Consider the following 23,077-nt stretch of genomic DNA (forward strand, 5'->3'; position numbering starts at 1 on the left):
ATTATATAAATAATAGTTCAACACTTATTAAGTCTTAATTATATTTAGATTAGAATCTATATCCTACGGTAAAACCGCTATAAAACTTCTTCGTATGATATCCTTGCGGCTTATATAAAGGTGTGCTGATAAATACATCAAATAATAAACCTGATGCATAATTACCTCTTATACCGATTGCAGTACCTGCAATGGCTTTACCTACCAATGTTTCTGCATTTTTACCATATACCGCGCCTACATCTAAACCAAGATATACTTCTGTATTAAGATGAGGAATAACAGAGGCTACCTCATTACGTAAATACCACCCACTATCACCCATAAGTATATATTCACCATCAAAACCATAAATACTATACCGATTACCAATATTTATCGTGTCTACACTATATACCCTTTTACCGCCTTGTACCCATTGTCCATGGAATGAAGATGTAAAGGATGCAGGACGATGGCCCATAATAAATGGCTTACGATAATCGACATCAGCAAGCCACATATGATATCTAGATGTAGGCCCACCCATTGCAACAGATGCTGTATGTTCGGGCTGTGCACCAAATGCACCAATGCCCCATTGAAATCCTAAACGAGAATACAAGGTAGCATTACCAATATATTTACGATTAGAAACACCAAACTCCATTGAGGTAGTACGTAATGCTTGCACCGGAATTTCCATATCATTAACAAAGCGATGATTATGACGTGTACTGATAGAAATATCAAATGCACGTTTCTCACGCTGTGTACGAGACCAAACATGATTCCATTTTGCCTTTATAGTAGTTGACTTACCACTATATGTGAAGTCATATGGATTGGACTGTATCATTTGATGATATCGTGATTTAGAAAAACTAAAACTAAAGGTATCCTTTCCATGAGGTATAATATAATCAAGATTGGTTGCACGAGTTCCTTTTATACTACCTGATCCACTAAGATCACCTGATAATGACATAGTAAATGTATCATTAGCTCTAAAAACTTGATCAAAAGAGGTAGTAAAGCTACCTTGATATATGCCGGTTGATTCCAGACCACTATTATCAATACTAATCGATCCATGTACTGGCTTTTCTTGTTTGATTGATAACTCAATAGCAGATGTACCTATAGCTTTACCTGGGAGTAACTTCATTGTCACGGATTGAGATGATACACGTTTCATCTGCTCAAGACCTTGTTCAATATCACGGATATTAAGTATATCTCCAGGTCGTACAACTAAGGCAGTTCGCCAAGGTCCATGAGCCGAAGACTCACTATAACGGATATCTTCCACACGACCAGGTATAACCATTAATTGTAATATTCCATCATTTAAATTTTGTTCTGGAATATAGACTTGAGATGTTACAAACCCCTTATCCAATAATTTACGTTGGAAGGCATTACGAATATTAGTAATATCTGATACAGTTACATTTTTTTGCTCATACTTGTGGGTAAGCTTATTTAGAAAAGATAATTCTTTAGGCATACCATCTAACTGTATTTGTTTGATATAAAAAGACGCACCATTCTGATCAGAAGGTACGTCTATAAGTGCCGGCTCACTAACAACAGTCTCTACACGCTCTTCATCTAAGCGTAAGCTACGTTCTCGTTGAGTATCCCGGTCTTGTTGTAATTGCTCTTGTTGAGCTATAGGTATAATTGGATCAGTAGCCTGAACCATTAAAGGCATAGATAGACTATATATACCTAAACTCAGAAGAACTAAGTGTTTTTTATTCACGAAACTCTCCTATAAACATACTCAAATAACACCAATCATGATAAGTTCATGAAATACGTATCATCAGAATAGCATAATTAAAGTTTTGTTGTAAAGTATAAATATATTTCTTCTTTTTAGTTTTATAAAATTAAAATTCATAATATAATATTCATATATCCATGTTATAGTACCCATTATGATTTATCGTTACGTTTTATACACAATGGAGGTTACCATGAAATTAAAACAACTGATTTTGTCTGGTATAGCCGTTGGGGCGCTAGCTTTCACAAGCGGAGTGGTACAGCCTGCACAGGCAGCAGTCGGAACGGAGACAGCTACAACGACACAGAGTTTAAAAAGGCCTGCATCAGTAACGACACAGCATTATATCAATGTAGATGGCATATTATTAGAGCCCATAGATAATAAACCAAATGTTATCTATGTTGACGGTCAACCACTCGTAGCGTTACGTCAAGTATCAGAAGCATTAGGTTATAAAGTGTCTTGGGATGCCCCTACAAAAACGGCATTAATCGATATGAACATTGCTACCTTAGCAGTACAACCAGACTCTAAACAAGTCGTGCGCAAGGGTAAACTGCAAATCATCAACCTTGATACATCCGAATCTTTACTTCCTGCAGCACGTATGGTAGACGGAATTCTGTATGTAAGTCCGAACGCATTCAAACTCTTGTTAAATGATGTAACCATCAATAAAGACGAAATCTATATCGTTCCACAACAAAGTCAATTGGCCACTGATTCTAACACGCAAAAAGACAAACGAAACGGTATCGAAACATTTTTACCGGATCAAGGAGATAAAGTAATTCCATACGAAGAAGAGGAAACAAAAGAAAAGAAACCTCTTATTACGGTAAAACGAACTAATAGCAAAACAGATACCAAAGACACAGAAAATACCGAGCATGTACGCCCTAACGGATTAAACAGATAATAAATCTTTCATATAGCTACATATAATTTAGCACCTTATAACTTAAAGAAGGCAACTCATCACCATGATGAATTGCCTTCTTTTTATAATATTTGCTAGTTTATATTTTTTGTTACTTTATATTATTACTTTATTGTTTCTTCTTACCCTTTACGGCTCAATACAGTTTATTGCTTACTGTTTTTTGACAGATTATCTAAACTATCTTTTGCCGTATCCATACTCCGCTTCAGATCCTTCATGGATTCTTTTATGTCCGGCGCTGTAAGGCCAGATTTGTCGATGCCTTTTGCAGAGTCAGAAGCACGCCTACTATTTTCCTTAGCTTGTTTCATATCATCTTTAATGCGAGTCATATTTTCATCAATTTCATCAAATGACTCATCATACAGAATGAAATTACTGCCTCCGTGAGAAGTAATATTAAGCGGCCCCATCGTGAGCTGTCCATCATCGATACGCAGAGCATCCGTAGTGATAGTGGTGATTTTCGTATTTACTTTCACATCGCTAAAGGATAAATGTCGCCCTTTATTGTGAAAGTTTCCCGTAATACTTTGAATTGGAATCAGCATATAGTGCCCTTCACCAGACCAGAAGTTCCCCCATACCTCCATGTCTCGAGGTTGGCCTTCACTTTTAAAGTTCAAATTTGCCGATACAGGCACGAGGAACTCAGGAGCCTTGAGGGCTACACTACTGTCTAAATCCTTTGCTACGCCTGTAATCGTATAGGCTCGAGTGTCCAAATTATATACACCCTTAGCCTCCAATTTACCGCTGTATACATTGGCACTAACGTTTTCAAAATTCAAAATACCATCTTGGTACGTCACATCTCCTACTACATTCTCAAAGGTAAGTGCGGGGATGCGTAAAATAGGCATCGTCACACGACCTTTAGCAAAAGGACGGTTAAAATCACCTGTTACCTTTGTAAGCAAGGTCATGGCATCATGAATATTCTCACCAAAGCCTAGTGATGATGGATCCACCCCTTTCACATCAAATTGTAGATCCAGTTGAGGCATGCGATGCTTTAAAACATCCTTTAAATCTACACGACCTTTTAATACAAGACCATCCCCTATGGCGGTACCACCAAATTTGCCCGTCTCCATATCGATACGAATGGCCCTCTTACTATCAAGATCAATTTTTGAGTTTACATTCTTTATCACATAATGGCGATTTCTATTAAAGACCTCTAACTGACTATTTCTAAGTGTAATCTTAAGATCTAAATGTTGACCTTGCCAATTAAAGTTACGTACTTTCTTACCTAGTTCCTCTTGCCGTTCTTGTGTGGTCTTTTTAGGTGCTTTCGGACGAGGCTCTACCTCATTAATTGGTTTATTTACATCTGGAGATATGGGCGCGAAATCCAACCGATTATTATCGTCTAAATCAATAACTATAACCGCATCATCTAATTCAATGCCCTTGATAGCGGAGGACTTAAAATTACGTGTCACCACATCCCACATATTGACGCGGACTTTCCCACTTGGTGCATTGAGCAACTCATGCCCTTCTGGGTCCTTCCAAACAAGGCCTGTAAAAGTCAAAGTTCCCCACGGTGTAGCAGATAAACTTTCAACAGTAACCGTACCGCGCATCATAGTTTGTCGAGCCATAACCTCATTAAAAATAACGCCCATTCCACGACTAGCAATGGTTGCTAGTACAAAGACTATAATCGCTCCAATGGCAAGAAAGGCAGCAATGCCTTTTAGGCCTTTCTTATACAATTGTTTATATTTTGTCCAATAAGAACGTATATAATGTTTCATAGCCCTATTATAACATGTTCAAATCACAATATCCATGTGGTGTTGCCTGTATCAATCATATTGACCATAAGAAACTCTTTTCCATACAAAAAGCGCCTTGCTCACAGAAAACTCTGCATGCAAGGCGCCATTACCTAACTATTTTATAAAAAAGACAGCAAATTTATAGATTAAAAGTGCACCCACAAATGTGAGTGCACTTTATATATTGCAATAATCAATCTTATGCTTTTACTTCTTTACCGTATTTTACAAGGCTTTCAGCTTCGATTTCAGCTTGAGTCCGATAGTCTTGAGGAATGCTAGACAAGCGAATCCAACTACGTACGGCTTCTACCAATACGATAAGGATCATGAAGAACATAGCAGCACTAAATGCTACTAAAATCCATTTACCAGCAGGAATATAGCTGTAGAATACATTTTCATAGTCTGCAGCGATAGCCACGATAGCCATTAAGATACAAGGAATACCTGTTACCCAAGCATAGCGTTTGCGGCCAAGTCTCATAATAACTGTAGTACCTACGGCCAATGTCATGGTACCTAATAATTGGTTAGATACGCCGAATAGAGGCCAGATAATACCGATATTACCTTGTAGAACTAGGTAGCCCCACAAGATACAAATTAAAGCGGCACAACCATACACACCAGGAGCCCAGTGTTGGTCGTTGAATTTAGGATGGAAATGACCTAATAATTCTTGAAGTAAGTAACGACCTACACGAGTACCAGCATCGATTAATGTCATGATGAACAATGCTTCAAACATGATACAGAAGTGATACCAGTAACCCATCAAGTGAGCCATGTTAGGCAATCTGGAGAAGATATGAGCCATACCTACTGCAAGGGATACGGCGCCACCAGGACGGTGCATCAAGTCTTCACCAACCATTGCAGACAATGCTGGCAATTCATGGACTTGAAGGCCTAAAGCTTTGAAAGACTCAACTGTGGAGTTAATCGCAAAGTAATCATCTGGATGCAATGCAGTGGCAGCAATCAAGGCCATCATAGCGATGAAGCCTTCTGTTAACATCGCACCATAACCGATAGGTAAAATTTCTTTTTCATTAGTAAGCATTTTAGGTGTTGTACCTGTAGCAATAACAGTATGGAAGCCAGATAACGCACCACATGCGATAGTAATGAAGATGTAAGGGAATACGGAACCTTTCAATACAGGACCGCCGCCCCAGATGTAAGGAGTTACAGCTGGCATTTGAATTTCAGGCATTACAATGATAATACCAAGAGCCAATGCACCGATTGTACCGATTTTAAGGTATGTGGACAAATAGTCACGAGGAGCAAGTAACAACCATACTGGCAATGCAGCCGCAAAGAAACCATACACAGCAAGCATAATTTCAATGGTTTGCAAGTCGTATGTGAACCAAGATGCATATTCGCTAGCCGCTACATTTGGACCGTAGATGATGGCTGCGAAGATTAAGGCTACCCCAATAATAGTCGCCTCTTGGATTTTACCAGGACGCAACCATTTCAAATAAATACCAATAAAAATAGCGATTGGAATGGTAGCAAATACGGAGAAGAATCCCCAAGGAGAGTTATGCAATGCGTTAGCTACTACTACGGCCATACCAGCAAGGGTAATGATCAATAGGAATAAGGTAGCGAGCATAGCACCAAAACCAGCAAGTTTACTGATTTCTTCGCGAGCAATATCCGCAATCGATTTACCATCGTAACGAACGGAAGCAAACAAGATAACCATATCATGTACAGCACCGGCTAATACGGAACCAATTAGGATCCATAATGCCCCAGGCAAATATCCAAACTGTGCTGCGATAACAGGACCTACAAGTGGCCCTGCACCAGCAATTGCTGCAAAGTGATGACCAAAGGTTACCCATTTGTTGGTTGGCACGTAATCGTGACCATCATTGTGAACCATAGCTGGCGTTGGACGATATTGATCCAATGTCAGTACCTTAGCCGCTATAAAAGCCCCATAAAAGCGGTACGCTAAAATTAGAATACACGCGGAGGCAATAACTAAGTAAATACCATTCATAACCATATAAACACCTCCAATAATCACGTGACATGGAGTATATGAATATTACTGATAAAACTTATGTATCGTATCCATGCCACAATGGCTTCCTAAAATGTTAGTACTTACAACATTATTGTATAACTAATCAACAAGGTGTCAATTATTAATTTCTCATTTTGAAAGTTAAGTATAACTATAAAGCATAATAACGGCATTCTCTACCTATGAGATGCCGTTATTATCCTAGATATATTGGTTACTGAATGACTTATTCCTATCTGTAATGAAAGATAGCTATATCCCTATTCTCCTGCTTTCCTATAAGTTTTTGTAATAGTCCCAAATGTACGCAACAAATTTAGACCTACGACACCGCTTTTTTCAGGGTGGAATTGCATTCCATATACTCTACCTCGTTCTACAATGCCAGGTACATCGATACCATAATTTGCAGTAGATATGATATATTCAGGATCTGTATCCACATAATAGGAATGAACGAAATATGTATATTGATCATCTACATTGCTAAAAGCACTATGAGGCTGGTGTACTACATTTTTATTCCAACCCATATGAGGCACGCTAAGGCCAAGGTTGCGAGGAATTTCTTTTACCTTACCGGGAATAAGGCCTAAACCGGGCGTTGGGCCGTATTCTTCAGATTCTTCAAATAAAAGTTGCATCCCTAAACAAATACCTAATAAAGGTATTTCACGTTTTACTACTTCATAGATGACATCGACTAAACCACGTTCTTTTAGAACTGCCATCGCCGGTGCATATGCGCCTACACCTGGCAAGAGAACACTATCAGCATTTAATATAGTCGCCGAATCTGCCGTTAGCACTGCATCAATGCCAATGTAAGCTAAGGCTTTCTGGACATTGAAGGTATTCCCTGCATCATAATCTATAATGGCAATCATAATAAACTCCATTCTATAGGGTAAAACACGATAAGATTAAACAAAACGTATTACGAATTGTATGTTATTCTATACAAATCAATTCATGAAGTCTCTTAATATCTTACGCATAACATCCCCATCTTGAGGCATGGGAATCGTAAGACGTAACCATCCTTCTCGTTGACCTCGGCGCACTTGGTAACCTGATTTAAGCCAAGCATCTGCAAGACCCTCCGCATCAGGCGCTGCAAAGAAAATAAAATTAGCCTCACTCTTATAGTAGTGAATACCTAACTCGTCAAAAAGGATTTCCCATTTTGACCGTTCCTCTGCATTTTGAGAGACCGTTCTCGCCACGAATTCTTGATCACCGAAAGCGGCTTCTGCAGCCACTTGAGATAAGGTATTCAAATTGTACGGCAAGCGAATGGTTTGCATATAATTTGCCAACTCTATAGGTGTCATCATGTAACCTACACGGTAATTGGCAAGGCCATAGGCTTTCGAGAAGGTACGCATGATAGCCACATTAGGGAATTCATCCAAGAGCGCACGTGCCGTAGGAACTGCTACGGAAGTGACAAAATCGATATACGCCTCGTCTATGATGACCAAGGTTTCCTTTGGTATAGCTGCTACAAATTTGCGGATATTTTCAACAGACTCATAGGTACCCGTTGGATTATTAGGATTACAAATCCACACGACCCGTGTCGTTTCACCTACAGCTTTCACAAGAGCAGAAAAATCATACTGTCCCGTTTCAAAATCAGCTGGCACCTCACGGATCTCAGCACCTTCCACGAGGCCATTCAAGGCATATTCCGAGAAGGCTGGCACGCTTACTACGATGGAGTCACCAGCGGTAATCAATGTTTTATTGACCATGGCGATGACCTCATCTAGACCCACGCCGATGACCAGTTGCTCAGGTTGTACCTGCCAGTAATTCGCTAATTTCATGCGCAAATCGGTGGCGTTGCCATCCGGATAGTAGTTGGCATCATTATGGGTTACATAGCTAAGGATAGCCTCCCGTACCAATGGCGATGTGCCGTATGGATTTTCATTCGCCGACAAGCGCACCAATCGCTCTACACCAAGGCGCTCTTTCACCGCTTCAGCCGACTCCTCAGGTATATAAGGTTTCAATGTGCGAATTATCTCTTTCATAGGCTATCCTTTCTATCTATTCCTTAACTCATATAACACATATGAACTCCACCAGAGCTCATATGTCCGAGCTCATAACAGGATATACATTATAAGTTTGTAATTTCTGGGCGATCCGTAGTCTTGCTAACAACCCCTTCGCGGCTCGCTAGCTCAGCTTCAATGGCTTCGTATGGGATATTTTTCTCTACTAATAACACGAGCAAGTGATATAACACGTCTGCTGTTTCGTAAATCAGCTCCTGTGGATCTTCATTTTTTGCGGCGATTACTACCTCTGTAGCCTCTTCACCAACTTTTTTCAAGATTTTATCGAGCCCTTTGTCGAATAAATAATTCGTATAAGAACCTTCCTTTGGCTGTACCTTGCGATTTTTAATAATTTCGTATAATTCGTTCAGTGTTTGCTGTGCCATGTTTAACTCCGTTCTACTTCATTAAAGAAACAGCTTGTGCGCCCTGTGTGACAGGCAGGACCTTCAGGCTTAACTTGAATGAGCAAAGTATCGCCATCACAATCTAGGGCCATGCTCACCACGTGCTGCACATTACCGCTAGTGCCACCCTTATGCCATAACTCTTCACGAGACCGAGACCAAAACCACGTTTCCCTTGTTTCTAGTGTTTTGTGAAAGCTTTCTTCGTTCATCCAAGCCACCATGAGGACGTCCTTAGTCTCCGCATCCTGCACAACCGTCGGCAACAAGCCATTTCCTTTTTCAAAATCCGGTTTCATATTCTATCCTTTATTAAAAGTAATCACCAATCTGTTATCCTATATTAGCTTGTATCTCTTTCTATTGCTATTGCTATTGCTATTTTCTGTTTATCTATCTATTGCTATTTCTATTCTGTTTATCTATAAACAAGCTATTTAACTAACTCTGAACATATAGACTAGTAAAGAACTTGCGAGAGATAATAATTTTTTTTAATCTGTTTTAGCGTACCGTAATTCCGTGAGCTCGTAGTTCTTGTTTGAGTTCAGGAATTTTAACTTCTCCGAAGTGGAATATAGATGCCGCCAGTGCACCGGTAACGCTAGTTTGCTTAAAGAGATCTACAAAATCCTCAACCTTACCTGCCCCTCCAGATGCAATGATAGGTACATTTACGACTGATTCTAGAGCCTTATATAATTCAATATCAAAGCCGGATTTTGTACCATCTTTACCCATGCTTGTCACTAACAACTCTCCTGCTCCACGATCTACGGCCTCTTTAGCCCAGTCGAGAGCTTTCCACTCTGTACGCTTGCGACCACCATGAGTGTAAGCATACCATTCACCAGTTTCTTCATCGGTTTTCACGTCGATGGCTACCACCATGCATTGATTGCCAAACTTTTGAGCCCCTTCTGTGATGAGCTCAGGATTAGCGAGAGCCGCAGAGTTCAAAGATATCTTGTCCGCACCAGCTTTCAACAAAGCCGTCATATCATCAACGCTCTTGATACCACCACCCACGGTGAGTGGCATAAATACTTGTGTGGAGATTTCTTGTACCACATCGCGCATAGTAGTCCGCGCATCAACGGTGGCCGTAATGTCTAAAAATACGAGCTCATCAGCTTGTTGCTGCTCATAGGAGGTCGCAATGTCTACGGGACTGCCTACGTCTACGAGATTAACAAAGTTAACCCCTTTTTTTACGCACCCATCATCTACATCTAGGCAAGGAATAATCCGTTTCGCTAACATAAAGCTCCTTTCCATCGAGTGTCACTCAATATATTCCATTGGTTGCGGTCAATAATTAATTTGAGAGCATCACAATCATTTCTATTATTTCTGCTGATTGTACTCGGCGATTTCCTCTAACGTAATAGTGCCCTCGTACAAGGCCTTACCAACGATACTATCCATAACACCTTTTTGTTCTAGGGATTTAATATCTGCTAAATTACGAACACCCCCAGAAGCAACGATGCGAGCTGTAGGAAATTCGTTTTGCAAATTTCCAAGTAACTCTTCATTGGCGCCCTGCATTGTACCGTCTCGGTCTACATCGGTAACGATGAAATACTTTGCCCCACCTTCAACCATGGCACCAATTAAATCAGGCATCGGCACGTCCGATTGGTCGAGCCAACCTTCAGCGGCGACCTTGCCATTTTTTCCATCTACACCGATAACGATGCGCTCCGCACCGTATTCAGCGATAACCTGCTTCGTAAGTTCCGGATTTTTAAGCGCTACAGATCCTAAGATAACCCGATCTACGCCCAAACTCAAATAGAGGTCAACAGCCTCTTTATCTCGGATGCCGCCTCCGATTTCAAGGATACCTGTGAAAGCTGCACGCACTGCTTTTACAATGTCTACATTTACAGGCTTGCCCGCCTTGGCACCATCTAAATCGACGAGGTGCAAGGCTCCCACTTTAGCCGCTTCATATTGTTTTGCTTGGGCCACTGGATCTGGATTGATGACCGTTTCCTGCGCGAAATCGCCTTTATACAGGCGAACACTGCGCCCATCTTGTAAATCTATAGCTGGAAAAATCATACATTCTCCTTTATTAAATAACGCCCTTTGTAGAGTTAACCCCTTGGATATCCAGATTGATAGTAACTGCTTTGCGCAACGCACGGCCCGTAGCCTTAAACATGCTTTCAATAATGTGATGTGTATTGCGACCATATAAATTGCGCACATGTAAGTTCATAGCGGCGCTCATAGCAAGAGCTTGGAAGAAATCCTCCACCAACTCTGTTTCAAAGTTGCCACCTAAAACCGGCGTACTCCATTCCCCTTGGAAAACGAGATACGGACGACCGCTCAAATCGATGACAACTTGCGTCAATGCTTCATCCATAGGAACCCACGCATCGCCGTAACGCTCAATTCCGGCCTTGTCGCCAAGAGCTTTCACCAAAGCCTGCCCTAAGGCAAGTCCAACGTCCTCAACCGTATGATGAGCATCCACATATGTATCGCCCTTTGCCTCTACCACAAGGCCAAAACGGCCGTGCTTCGCCAATAGCGACAACATATGGTCAAAAAAGCCTATTCCTGTGGATATGGAGCTCGTTTGTGCCCCATCAAGGGTAATTTCTACTGTAATATCTGTTTCTTGAGTGGTGCGTTGCACCGTACCTGTGCGTATCATAGCGACCTCTATACTTCAAATCTATTTTTATAATCTATATTTCTAATCTATATTTTCACTGTATATTTTAAATATGTATATAAATATAGATGCCAAATCTATTTTCTAATATGTTTTATAAGCTATTTTTCAAATCGTACTACGATGGCACGAGCATGTGCTTCGAGGCCTTCCGTACGAGCCAATGTAGTAATGTGTTTTGCCACTTCTTCTAAACGTTCTTTCGTAAATTGTGTGAAAGACGTGCGTTTCACGAAATCATATACGCCAAGTGGAGATGAGAATCTAGCTGTGCCACTAGTAGGCAATACGTGGTTTGTACCACCTAAATAATCGCCCAACGGCTCTGATGCATAGGCACCGAGGAATACGGAGCCTGCATTTTGCACGAGGCTCATATAATTCATTGGATCTGGCAATTGGATTTCCAAATGCTCTGGCGCCACTTCGTTCATTACCGTGAACATGTCTTCAATGCTGTTCATAATTGCAATATAACTGTTGTTTTCAATAGCTGGACGAGCGATACTTTCACGAGGTAACAGTTTAAGTTGACGTTCCACCTCATCAGATACGGCATTTGCTAAGCTTTCACTGGTAGTCACCATAATGGCGCGCGCACGAGGATCATGTTCCGCTTGGGATAAGAGATCTGCTGCGAGATGCACTGGATTTGCGCTGTCATCGGCAATAACGCCAATTTCACTTGGTCCCGCAATCATGTCGATATCGACTTGGCCAAACACCTGGCGTTTTGCCGTTGCCACGTAAATATTGCCAGGACCTACGATTTTATCTACCTTTGGAATCGTTTCCGTACCATAAGCAAGGGCCGCCACACCTTGGGCACCGCCCACTTGATATACCGCATCAACGCCGGCAAGCTTTGCAGCACCTAATACGGCAGGATTAATACCATCCTTTTGAGGAGGCGTAACCATGACGATTTCTTTTACGCCTGCGATCTTTGCAGGCAAAGCAGTCATGATAATGGTCGAAGGGTACGCGGCTGTACCTCCAGGAACGTAGAGACCAACGCGAGCCAAGGGAATGACCTTTTGACCGCGGATGATGCCCGGTGTATCCATATCTACAAAACCTTGCTCGATTTCACGGCTGTGGAATTCTGTAATGTTTGCCTTTGCCTTTAATAATGCGGCTTTCAACTCATCAGATAAAGACTCATAGGCTACGTCGATTTCCTCTTGAGGCACCTTGAAATCTTCAATGGAAACACCGTCAAATTTTTCAGAATACGCTTTGAGCGCCGCATCACCGTTAGTGCGGACATCAGCAATGATATCGTACACGCGACGTTCAATCTCCATATCTGTGGTTTGCTGTGTGTAATTCCGTACAATGGCAAGCATCGTCTCTAATGATTCCTTATATATTTTCATCTGTCATCCTTCTTCCTATTTGAGCTATCCGTATTGCTAGTTAAATATATGATTCACTCTACATCTTATTTATTAATTTTTATTAATTGCTTCTGAAAGCTGATCTATGAACTTAAAAATGGTGTTTCGCTTTTGTTTTAATGCTAATGGATTTGCTACTAAGCGTGTAGATATGGGCTGTAACCAATCAAAGATTTCTAGATTGTTTTCACGTAAAGTGGTGCCCGTTTCCGTAATATCTACGATAGCATCTGCTAGTCCTACAAGTGGGGCCAGCTCAACAGATCCTTCAATCTTGATGATTTCCACGTCTTGAGCTCCAAAGTACTGTTTTGTAACAATTGGATATTTCGTACCAATTCGTTGACGGCGACCTTCTTTAGGATCATAGCCCGCTAAGGACGCCAAGATAAATTGGCATTTACCCGTTTGTAAATCTAGCATTTCATAGCTCGTGTCATCTTGTTCATCTAAGACATCGCTACCCACGATACCAAGGTCAACAACACCATTTTTCAAGTACGTCGTTACATCTGGCCCCTTTGCAAGGATGACCTCCATAGAATCGCCCAAAGAGATAATGAGCTTTCGAGCCTTATTATGTAATGGCTCGCAATCAATGCCACATGCTTCTAGGAGTGGAATAAAATCCTTTTCTACGCGCCCCTTCGTAAGAGCAATGCGTAATGTATCGTTATCTTGAGCTTTGCTTTCACCCTGCAAGGTAATATCAGTCAAGACGTCGATATTAAAAGCCATCCCTACTGCCGGCATCGGCGTACCATCAAAGCTAGATAGCAAGCCATCATAGCGACCGCCGCTGACGATGTATTGAGACACGCCGTCCACATAGCCTCTAAAAGTAAGGCCTGTGTAATAGGATTGAAGTGGTTCCGTAGATACATCGATGCGAACCTGTTGACCCGTTGCTTCCACTTGATTTGCCATATCTACAAGATTATCTAAAATGCGCTGTGCCGCTGCTGGCAAGATAATTTGATTAAGCTCATCCTTTATATCTTGAACCGTACCAAACAAGCGAGGCCATACAGTTAAGAAAGGATATAGCGCACTATTTTTAAAGTCAGAAATCAACTCGTTATATCGTGGCAAATATTTAGTAAATAAAGCCTCTAAGAGCTCTGCTTTTTCATCATCACTGAGTCCAAGAGCATCGGTAATAGCACGAGAAAAACGAGCATCCCCAATTTCGAGCAATAAACTATTGCCCAATTGAGCTTCATTCACCTCTTTAATAATCTTGAAGCACTCTTGCTCAGCCTCAAGCCCTTTATAGCCCACCATTTCAATGCCACCTTGCGTCACTTGGTTAACATCGCCACGATGCTTTTTATTTTTCATAAATACATCGCCCAAGTAGTAGAACGTGCGAGGCAATTCAATATTTGTAGTCGCTAAGAAACGACCGATAGGCATGGTCAAATCAGGACGAATTACGACGGACACTTCAGAACTATCCATGAATTCGTACATATGTTGACCGCGCCCCATTGCATAGCCATTGAATACATCTTTGTACTCTACGAGAGGCGTAGAGATCTTTGTGTATTGACGATTTCGACAAAGACCGAGTACATATTGACTCACATCATCCTTACGCTCTGCTACGATTCCTATATCATCGCGGAAACCAGTAGGTAATTGCTGCTGTACCATCGTAAACATCCTTTCTATCAATTGATTCATATCATCTCTCACACCTGTGCAAGCCATATTTCTGTACTATCATTCGAGTTATGTGGCTATTCAATACACTATGAGAAAAAATTTACCTATATCGATACTTTTCTATTTTATCGCTTTACTTTATTAAAGTATGAAATCATAATATAACGGTTCTATAGAATTGTCAATAGAACCGTTAATATTTCATGTATTTACTATAATAATGATTTTATGCTATCCCCAAACGTTTTCTATATCTGCCACGCTATGTGCATCAGATCCCAATACAAATGGCACACCGATGATAGCCGCCATGCCTTGAATGAAGCGACTTGGGTACATTTCACGACAATCTGGTTTGAAGAAGCCGCTCATGTTGTAATCTAGCTCGCGACCTTGGACGCGCATGATATGCAAAATATCGCTCACCACCTGCGCATTGCGACGATCTAAATGACGTTCAAAGCCAAAGTGATGTTGGTATTTCTTGATTAAATCAAAGTGCCCAATGCGTTTAGGTGTATATTCACCGAGGTCAGCACGTACGGCTTGGCGCACGGTGGAGTAATATTTGTAATATAACTCATATTGTTTTTCGATCCACGGTCCGAAGCCTTTCTCAAATTCTTCAGGACTGTAGTCTAAGCAGTAAAAGGCATTATTAACGCCTTCCATAAAGTGAACGGATAAAATATTATCATCCGTCAACGGACCATAGCGATCCAAGAACTCTTGAATGTCTGATTCAAAGCCTGGAATATAATCGACTTCAAAACCGAGAGAAATATCGATATGTGTGCCATAGGCACGTTGTAATTGACGACCCAACTCTAAGTAAGTATCAACTTCATTTAATTTCAAAGACGCTGTGTCATAGGCCTTTTTATCGCCACCGTATTCTGCAGCAAAAGCTGTTGGCAATGGTGCATGTTCTGTAAGGCATACCTTTTCGATACGCAACTCTATGGCCTTTTCTATCATCATCGCAGTTCGGTCCCCACTACCATGTGGACACAATTCCGTATGCACATGACCGTCTACAAGACGGCTACGATACTTACTATATCCAACGAACTGCCGTTCATCTTTCATGTTCATTCAATCACCCCTATTCGCCCTAACCCCTGGCGAATCCTTATCTATAATCTATACATTATTAGTATAACGTATTAATTTATATATTTTACTATACTAATTATTATACCAATAATGCGTATGTTTCGGTATCCTGATATGTACCATGTTTGAATCCAACTTGAGGCGTTAGACCACAATAGATAAAGCCAAATCGCGCGTGTAACTTGGTACTGCCTTCATTGCCAGCCGTAATAACGGATACCACATTGTGCAATAACGGATCATTTTTTGCTATTTCTAAAATATGAGCCATCAGTTGTGTAGCGATACCCCTAACGCGATAATCTTGATGGATATAGATAGATAATTCGACGGTACTTTTATAGGCCTCTTTAGGTCGATATGGTGAAAGCGATGCATAGCCGGCTACAATCCCATCAATGGTACCTACCACAATAGGATGGTGCTCATCGCTATGAGACTCATACCACTCCTGCCACTCTGACAACGTGCGAGGTTCAAGATCAAGCGTGGCTACGCCGTTTACAACCTCGTAATTATAAATATCTAAACAAGGGGCTATATCATTCCTTGTAATTGGTCGTATTACTAATTCACTCATAAGTATTCCTCAAAACTGTAGGTATCCTAAAAAATATTATTTCTATTTAACATAATATATAAAAATAGCCCACATACGCAAGAAAAAGGACGAACTATTCGTATGACATACCATTTCACTTTTATCCATCTTTTGAGGTAAGAATTACATATTTTACATCTATATGCCCAATACAACAAAACTGAGTGGTAAATTTTACCACTCAGCATATACGTTTTGAAGCATATATAAGTAAAAAGCTCTTATTTTACTTATATACTCTCATCATATTTTTTATTATGACTATTAGAGCTAATACATTTCTATAGGAGCAAAAACATACTCTTACTTGATTTATAAGAAAATTACACAATAACAAATAAAAGTACTGTAATAGCAATTAAAGCACTAATCACAGTATAATCGATTCTTTTCAATCCTACGGATGCAGCAAAGCTGTGTGTGGGGCCACCGAATCCACGTAATTCTAAGGATAATGCCATTGTCTCGGAGCGTCCCAAGGATTTCAACAGCAATGGTTGAATAACAGATGCATAAGATTTGATACGCTTAATGAAGTTGCCTTTGAGAGATAAGCCACGGCACGCTTGCGCCTCTTGTACAGCATGGCTTTCAGCAATAAAGTCAGGCACGAAGCGGAGCGCAGCAGTGAACATAAATGCATATTCATAAGGAATTTTGCATTGTGTTACGAGCGCGGCCGTAAGGTCTTGTAATTTTGTAGTTGCCAACAAGCCTATAAAGACAAGTGTCATAGCCAACATTCGTAAGCCGGATACAATGGCAGAGGTTACATCGCCGCTGCCAAGGAATTGGATGAGGCCAAGGAATACAGCGAAGCTAGTTAATGCCAACACGGCTTTGCGTTGTTTGAATAACAAACCTGCCAAAAACAATACACCGAGTTCTACTACGACTAATGCCAATAGCGATGCCCAGTCACGCAACAGGATGGCCCACACGGATACAGCGAGGGTCATCAAGATTTTTGTTAACGGTACTAAACGTTCCATATGTCCCTCCTATTTTCCGCTCAACTGAGCCACTAACTTAGATTTCAATTCATCCATAGATTTGCAATAGCCTAAGGATGGTACCGCTAGTGAAAGCTCCACACTTGGCGGTTTCGTAAGACCTAGGTCTTGCAATTCATCCGTAGATTTTTTGAATAATTCTTCTGGACTGCCGTCAAAGGCAACGGTTTGGTTGCCCATGATGATAGCACGGCTACATTCGCTAGCCATGATTTCCATATCATGGGTAATAAGAAGGATTGTTATACCTTCTGAATTAAGCTGACGCAATAATGCTAATAGCTCTTTAGTTTCCTTACCATCTTGACCACTGGTTGGTTCATCAAGGATGAGGATTTTAGATTGCATAGCCAACGCAGAAGCAATGGCAACGCGTTGCTTTTCACCGCGGCGCAATGTTGGAGGATAGGCTTCACGCAAATGACCGATGCCTGTGCGCGCCAATACTTCATCAACGATACGCTTCACTTCGGCTTTACTGCGCCCCAAGGACTCAGGTCCGAAGGCAACCTCTGTGGCTACGGTAGGTCTGAACATTTGGCGATCTGGCTGTTGAAATACGTAGCCGATAAATTGTCCCCGTTTAGACGGCGGCATGGACGTAATGTCCCTACCGTTATAATACATGTGGCCTTCCCTAGCCTTTTCGAGGCCGACAAGCAATCGCGTCATAGTAGTTTTGCCGCAACCATTACGACCACCGATAGCGATATATTCGCCCCCTTCGATGGTGAAAGTCACGTTTTGGAAAATATCTACGGATGGCACATAGCCAAAGCGGATGTTTTCAACCTTAAGCATGAGCGCCACCGTCCTTTCCTGGTACATCATCAACACGTTGAACTGGTTGTCTATTTTCTACTATATTAGATTGATCAGCAAGATTATCTACTGTATTTCTTTGATTAGCTGGAGAGTTGCTTTTACCATGCACCTCGGTTTGAATAGCATGAGCCATTTCAATTTGGTGCAAGCCCTTGATAGCAGACTCGATGCTAAGCCAAGGTTCATCACTGTGGAAGCCGGCTTGTTCCAATTCCATATACGTAGTAAACACGGATGGCAATGCATCGACGTGAATGTTGTGCTCGTACATGTAACGAAGCGTAGTCGGTACATCGTCATCACAGGCGATAGAGCCATCTACCATGAGAGCCATGCGGTTAGCGTACGGCAATACGGCATGCAAATCATGGTCGATAACGACAACGGTGATACCGTGTTTTTGGTTCAAATCGCCTACGAGGCGATATAATTCTGCGGTCCCATCTGGATCGAGGGAGCTTGTCGGTTCATCAAGAACAAGTACGGTTGGATTCGTAGCCAATACAGAAGCGATAGCCAAACGTTGGCGTTGACCACCAGATAAACTTGTAATCTTGCGATCTTCTAAGCCTACGAGGCCAACTTGCTTAAACACCTCTTCAGAACGAGCTTTAATAGTTTCACGGTCATAACCGCGGTTTTCCATAGCAAAGGCCACTTCTTCACGAACAGTCATCGTTACGAGCTGTGTATCGTAGTCGGCTAGAACTACACCGATATGGTTCGCTAGTTCTGGGATTTCCATTTGCGTAGTCGCATGACCATCTACGAAGACCATGCCTTCTAGCCGTCCACCATAGAATTTAGGCACCGCCCCTACCATCGCCATACAAAGGGTGCTTTTACCACAACCTGCAGGGCCTGTAACAACGAGGAAATCACCTTCATTTACATCGAGATTGATATTTTCAAGGGATGGTGTAGTCGCCTTTGGATGATAGTAATTTACGTGCTCAATGGATATTTTAGCTTGGCGCTCAGGCAAAATAGTCAAGCGACTATGATCAGATGTCAATTGATCTGCATTTGGCAACATGCCACGTTTAGAGAATAAACGTTGTGCCGGAATATACAAGATTGGTGTAATGGCACCATTCAAGGCCCCTACAATGAGTACCAATGGCCACATGCCGTACATGTACACATTATTTGGCAACCCAAGCACTTGCCACAAAATGGTAACAAAGATACCACCAGATACAACAGTTGCTAAAAAGCCAGACACGACAGGGGTTAAATCAAAACCACCAATTTTACGGAACTTCATGGACAACATAGCGCGCGTTACGAGAGCCGCCGTCAAAGCACCGCCTGGCTCAGACAACAAGTTGCCATAAGGGAACGCTGACTTAGACGTCAATACATTGATGAGGGCCGCCACGAGGCCAATCCCCAAGGTTTGACTCAAACTAGGACGAGTCAATAAAATAGCTACGCAGTACGTAGCAATCGTCCAGTTCGGCGTTACCCCAGCCACACTAGGGCTCACCAAATGCAAAATCGTGCCCAATGCGAGCATCAATGTGCTGACAGTGACCCATCTAAACTGGCCACCCTGCACATGTGTGTACACAAGATCCTGAATCCGTTCCATAATAGCCTCATTTCTATAAAAATATATATGGATTTATTTTATCATTCTTCGAGAATTTGTGAAAGCCTAGAGGCTATCAAGGGACTTCAAGTAAAGCCCATAAAAAAAGCACCATCTATTAATGATAGTGCTTTTAAGAACTAATGTACTTCATCTAATAATATTCTAAGATAATTACGTCTACTGTTTAATATTCTATCAATATAGATAGTCCGATCTAAATAACGGTAAAAACTTAAATAATTATGACAAAGTAAATATCTGTATTCAATTTTACTTCCTAGATTAATCAATAATCGCTGCCCCATTTCTGGAAATATACTCAACGAATCATTCGCAGTTACTATATCCAAAACGGTTTTCTTAGCTAACTCAATATCACCGGTTTCTTCTTCTATAAAAGATTTTATTTCTAGCAAATCTTCTCGTGCTTTTGGTGCATAGCTAATTTGATTATTCATAATTAAATCCCCAATTCAGTCTTTAGTTGCTCTGATGAAATCCAGCCTTGTTCTTCACCAGATTTACGACCTGTCTCTAAAGCGCCCATAAGTTTTATCGTAGCCATTAGACGTTCATAATCTTGAATATCCATAATTGCATATCGGCCTCTACCATTTTTAGTTAAGAATACGGGACTATCTATAGTAACATCACGTAAAACTTCAGAATAGTTTCGTAAATCTGAAATAGGTTTTATATTCGGCATACTATCACCTCCAGAATACTTTAGTGATATACTACTCATTTTTCTAATATCTTATCACTATTGTAGTTAAATTATCGCGTAAATTCAACATTAAATTTTACAGCACCCTTTAAAATTACTATCAACATCTATGATACTTATATCTTCCTTTTCTTGTTATATACTTATGATATAATGCGCATAGATACTTATTTATGAATAAAAAAGGAAATATCATGGCACAAGCATTAATCGTAATCGATATACAAGAAGGCTTAGTTAAGGAAAACCCTTACAATGCCAAAAACTTTATCTCAAATACAAAAGCAATCATTCAACATTTTAGAGATCAAAATATAGAAGTCATTTTTATCAGACATTCTGAAGATGAAGGCTTATTAGCAACACGTAGCGATAATTGGCAAGTCTATCACGAATTAAAACCGCAAGAAAACGAAAAGATTTTCAATAAATATTACAATAGTATCTTCAAGGACACTGAATTAAAGGAATATTTAAACCGAAAAAATATTACCGATTTAACATTCGTAGGAATGCAGGTGGAATTTTGCATTGATACATCTGTGAAAGTAGGCTTTGAGTATGGTTATAATATCACCATCGTCGAAGATGCTATCTCAACCTTTGACAATGAGTATCTACCAGCCGGTACAATCTTATCCTTTTACAAAGAAAAGATTTGGCGGAATCGATTTGCACAGCTAAAAACAACAAATGAAATGTTAAGCATCAATTAAATTACGAAAATAATACAAAGATTTTTATAATTTTTTCTCACGTATTTGTCATATATGTATGTTAAAATTTTATTAAATATTTATGCCCGAACATAGGAGGTCTTTTTTATGTATAAGTATATTACGATTTTAGGAGCTGCGGGCCAAATAGCTCAAAAGTTGACTGCTACACTATTAACATATACAGATATGCACATTACATTATACGGTCGTCAGTTGAAAACACGTATACCTCCAGAGATTATCGACCATGAACGTGTTACAGTGATTGAAGGTTCGTTCCAAAATCCTGGTAAATTAGAACAAGCTGTAACAAATGCGGAGGTTGTATTTGTAGGTGCTATGGAGTCTGGCAGTGATATGGCTTCCATCGTGAAAGCATTGAGCCGCAAAAATATACGCCGTGTTATCGGTGTGTCCATGGCTGGACTTTCTGGTGAATTCCCTGTAGCACTTGAAAAATGGACCTTCGACAACTTGCCGATTAGCTATGTTCAAGGTGAGCGCCAAGCACGCAATGTATTACGCGAATCCAACTTAAATTACACCATCTTGCGCCTCACATGGCTTTACAATGATCCAGAGAAAACTGATTACGAACTCATCCCTGAAGGGGCTCAATTCAACGATGCCCAAGTTTCACGCGAAGCAGTGGTAAAAGCCATCTTTGATATCTTACACGCTGCGGATGAAACGCCTTTCCACCGCACAAGCATCGGTGTAGGTGAACCAGGTACACACTATGACAAACCAAGCTTTCACTAATATATAAATAAATATTTTGTAAAAAAGAGAAATTACTATATACCAATACAAGACTATCTTCAATACGCTTGAAGATAGTCTTTTTATATATCATTTTATGATTAAAGTATCTAGTTAACCTCATTTGAATTAAATATCTCATATATATATTTGTATACTGCAATTATATCGTTTAAATGATATAATTACAGTATAAGAATGATGAACAAATACTTTTAAAACTATAAGGAGATAACTATGGGAATATTACGCGAAACAATTCGTCCATCCTCTGATTTACGAAATAAGTATCCTGAAATTTCTAAAACCTTACAACTTAAAGATGAGGCTGCCATTATTACTGTAAATGGTCGTGGAGATACCGTAAGTCTCGGCTATAATACATATAATATGTTAAAGTCAAAAATAGAATTATTATCCTCTCTTGTAGAAGGACAAAACGATATCATTCAAGGTCGCACCACTACACTTGATGAAGCTTTCAACAGTATCGATAAAATGCTAGATCAAATGGGGTAACTCTATGAAATCCCAACCCTACACAATCATTCCTACTGAAAAGTTCAATAAAGAGCTACATCAACAAATACTTTATATAGCTATGCAGTTTTCAAAAGAAACAGCTATACAAGTAAAAGAAAATATTCAAAATTCAATTTCAAATCTTATGAACCATCCATATATGGGGACTACACCTAAAATTAGAGCACTTAATGACAGTGACTTTCGAATGTTGATTTTAGAAAAGCTTATTATTTTCTACACAGTTGTAGAGGAAACTAGAACTATTTATTTAATCTCTATACTTGATCAACGACAGGATTATGTAAATATACTAAACGGATTATAACATTTGAACTAAACCAGTGCTTCTTTAAAAATTAAATACCCTTCAAAGTGGTATATCCT

24 protein-coding genes are annotated in these 23,077 nt (G+C 40.3%); 5 read left to right on the plus strand and 19 right to left on the minus strand.

The window, feature by feature from the left end:
• Positions 1–49 precede the first annotated feature (49 nt).
• Positions 50–1,747, minus strand: coding sequence for a ShlB/FhaC/HecB family hemolysin secretion/activation protein (locus E7K77_RS05575; protein ID WP_024062078.1), 1,698 nt, complete (start codon positions 1,745–1,747; stop codon positions 50–52).
• A 217-nt stretch (positions 1,748–1,964) separates the two neighbouring features.
• On the opposite strand from E7K77_RS05575, the gene E7K77_RS05580 reads away from it, so the two are divergent.
• Positions 1,965–2,696 carry a copper amine oxidase N-terminal domain-containing protein gene (locus E7K77_RS05580; RefSeq protein ID WP_316584306.1) on the plus strand — a complete coding sequence of 244 codons (732 nt, stop codon included), beginning with the start codon at positions 1,965–1,967 and terminating at the stop codon, positions 2,694–2,696.
• 167 nt (positions 2,697–2,863) lie between these two features.
• Here E7K77_RS05580 and E7K77_RS05585 read toward each other — a convergent pair whose 3' ends face one another.
• The 18 genes from E7K77_RS05585 to E7K77_RS05670 all read right to left on the minus strand — a co-directional run bounded on the left by E7K77_RS05585 (position 2,864) and on the right by E7K77_RS05670 (position 20,666).
• Positions 2,864–4,489 carry a membrane biogenesis protein AsmA gene (locus E7K77_RS05585; protein WP_287551326.1) on the minus strand — a complete coding sequence of 542 codons (1,626 nt, stop codon included), beginning with the start codon at positions 4,487–4,489 and terminating at the stop codon, positions 2,864–2,866.
• Between the two features lie 223 nt (positions 4,490–4,712).
• Entirely contained in the window at positions 4,713–6,545 is a 1,833-nt protein-coding gene (locus E7K77_RS05590; RefSeq protein ID WP_004694192.1) for a carbon starvation CstA family protein, read from the minus strand.
• A gap of 281 nt (positions 6,546–6,826) precedes the next feature.
• Positions 6,827–7,453 (minus strand): imidazole glycerol phosphate synthase subunit HisH, encoded by a 627-nt coding sequence (hisH, locus tag E7K77_RS05595; RefSeq protein ID WP_008603219.1) that lies wholly within the window; start codon positions 7,451–7,453, stop codon positions 6,827–6,829.
• 78 nt (positions 7,454–7,531) lie between these two features.
• The gene (gene hisC, locus E7K77_RS05600) at positions 7,532–8,608 is read right to left on the minus strand and encodes a histidinol-phosphate transaminase (protein WP_325306411.1); all 1,077 of its coding nucleotides are present in this window, start codon (positions 8,606–8,608) and stop codon (positions 7,532–7,534) included.
• Positions 8,609–8,697: 89 nt separating this feature from the next.
• Positions 8,698–9,024 carry a phosphoribosyl-ATP diphosphatase gene (gene hisE, locus E7K77_RS05605; RefSeq protein WP_008603221.1) on the minus strand — a complete coding sequence of 109 codons (327 nt, stop codon included), beginning with the start codon at positions 9,022–9,024 and terminating at the stop codon, positions 8,698–8,700.
• 2 nt (positions 9,025–9,026) lie between these two features.
• A complete protein-coding gene (gene hisI, locus E7K77_RS05610) occupies positions 9,027–9,344 on the minus strand; it encodes a phosphoribosyl-AMP cyclohydrolase (RefSeq protein WP_004694201.1) in 318 nt (105 codons plus the stop codon).
• Positions 9,345–9,549: 205 nt separating this feature from the next.
• Complete coding sequence (gene hisF / locus E7K77_RS05615) at positions 9,550–10,308, minus strand: imidazole glycerol phosphate synthase subunit HisF (protein WP_024062875.1); 759 nt, start codon at positions 10,306–10,308, stop codon at positions 9,550–9,552.
• 84 nt (positions 10,309–10,392) lie between these two features.
• Positions 10,393–11,115, minus strand: a complete 723-nt coding sequence (hisA, locus tag E7K77_RS05620; RefSeq protein ID WP_325306413.1) for a 1-(5-phosphoribosyl)-5-[(5-phosphoribosylamino)methylideneamino]imidazole-4-carboxamide isomerase — start codon at positions 11,113–11,115, stop codon at positions 10,393–10,395.
• Positions 11,116–11,128: 13 nt separating this feature from the next.
• The gene (hisB, locus tag E7K77_RS05625) at positions 11,129–11,719 is read right to left on the minus strand and encodes an imidazoleglycerol-phosphate dehydratase HisB (RefSeq protein ID WP_195394540.1); all 591 of its coding nucleotides are present in this window, start codon (positions 11,717–11,719) and stop codon (positions 11,129–11,131) included.
• Between the two features lie 122 nt (positions 11,720–11,841).
• Positions 11,842–13,119 (minus strand): histidinol dehydrogenase, encoded by a 1,278-nt coding sequence (gene hisD / locus E7K77_RS05630; RefSeq protein WP_316058163.1) that lies wholly within the window; start codon positions 13,117–13,119, stop codon positions 11,842–11,844.
• A 72-nt stretch (positions 13,120–13,191) separates the two neighbouring features.
• Positions 13,192–14,796: an ATP phosphoribosyltransferase gene (gene hisG, locus E7K77_RS05635; RefSeq protein ID WP_323727137.1), complete on the minus strand. Its 1,605-nt coding sequence runs from the start codon at positions 14,794–14,796 to the stop codon at positions 13,192–13,194.
• Positions 14,797–15,039: 243 nt separating this feature from the next.
• A complete protein-coding gene (hisJ, locus tag E7K77_RS05640) occupies positions 15,040–15,903 on the minus strand; it encodes a histidinol-phosphatase HisJ (protein ID WP_012863724.1) in 864 nt (287 codons plus the stop codon).
• 100 nt (positions 15,904–16,003) lie between these two features.
• Complete coding sequence (locus E7K77_RS05645; protein ID WP_287517765.1) at positions 16,004–16,504, minus strand: GNAT family N-acetyltransferase; 501 nt, start codon at positions 16,502–16,504, stop codon at positions 16,004–16,006.
• 344 nt (positions 16,505–16,848) lie between these two features.
• On the minus strand, positions 16,849–17,517 hold the full coding sequence (locus E7K77_RS05650) for an energy-coupling factor transporter transmembrane component T family protein (RefSeq protein ID WP_287517763.1): 669 nt from the start codon (positions 17,515–17,517) through the stop codon (positions 16,849–16,851).
• A gap of 9 nt (positions 17,518–17,526) precedes the next feature.
• On the minus strand, positions 17,527–18,339 hold the full coding sequence (locus E7K77_RS05655; RefSeq protein WP_287517761.1) for an energy-coupling factor ABC transporter ATP-binding protein: 813 nt from the start codon (positions 18,337–18,339) through the stop codon (positions 17,527–17,529).
• Complete coding sequence (locus E7K77_RS05660) at positions 18,332–19,957, minus strand: tryptophan transporter (RefSeq protein ID WP_120055892.1); 1,626 nt, start codon at positions 19,955–19,957, stop codon at positions 18,332–18,334. Before E7K77_RS05660 ends, E7K77_RS05655 begins: the two co-directional genes overlap by 8 nt.
• Positions 19,958–20,097: 140 nt before the next feature.
• A complete protein-coding gene (locus tag E7K77_RS05665; protein ID WP_008715166.1) occupies positions 20,098–20,418 on the minus strand; it encodes a type II toxin-antitoxin system RelE/ParE family toxin in 321 nt (106 codons plus the stop codon).
• Positions 20,419–20,420: 2 nt separating this feature from the next.
• On the minus strand, positions 20,421–20,666 hold the full coding sequence (locus E7K77_RS05670; RefSeq protein ID WP_004694224.1) for a type II toxin-antitoxin system prevent-host-death family antitoxin: 246 nt from the start codon (positions 20,664–20,666) through the stop codon (positions 20,421–20,423).
• Between the two features lie 215 nt (positions 20,667–20,881).
• On the opposite strand from E7K77_RS05670, the gene E7K77_RS05675 reads away from it, so the two are divergent.
• The 4 genes from E7K77_RS05675 (at position 20,882) to E7K77_RS05690 (ending at position 23,018) form a co-directional block, all read left to right on the plus strand.
• Positions 20,882–21,403, plus strand: a complete 522-nt coding sequence (locus E7K77_RS05675; protein WP_215676197.1) for a cysteine hydrolase family protein — start codon at positions 20,882–20,884, stop codon at positions 21,401–21,403.
• Between the two features lie 108 nt (positions 21,404–21,511).
• Positions 21,512–22,168, plus strand: a complete 657-nt coding sequence (locus E7K77_RS05680) for an NAD(P)H-binding protein (protein WP_004694229.1) — start codon at positions 21,512–21,514, stop codon at positions 22,166–22,168.
• A 237-nt stretch (positions 22,169–22,405) separates the two neighbouring features.
• A complete protein-coding gene (locus tag E7K77_RS05685) occupies positions 22,406–22,687 on the plus strand; it encodes a type II toxin-antitoxin system Phd/YefM family antitoxin (RefSeq protein WP_004694230.1) in 282 nt (93 codons plus the stop codon).
• 4 nt (positions 22,688–22,691) lie between these two features.
• Positions 22,692–23,018, plus strand: a complete 327-nt coding sequence (locus tag E7K77_RS05690; protein ID WP_004697718.1) for a type II toxin-antitoxin system RelE/ParE family toxin — start codon at positions 22,692–22,694, stop codon at positions 23,016–23,018.
• Positions 23,019–23,077 lie beyond the last annotated feature (59 nt).

Origin of the sequence: Veillonella parvula (assembly GCF_032577575.1) — a bacterium.
GTDB lineage: Bacteria > Bacillota > Negativicutes > Veillonellales > Veillonellaceae > Veillonella.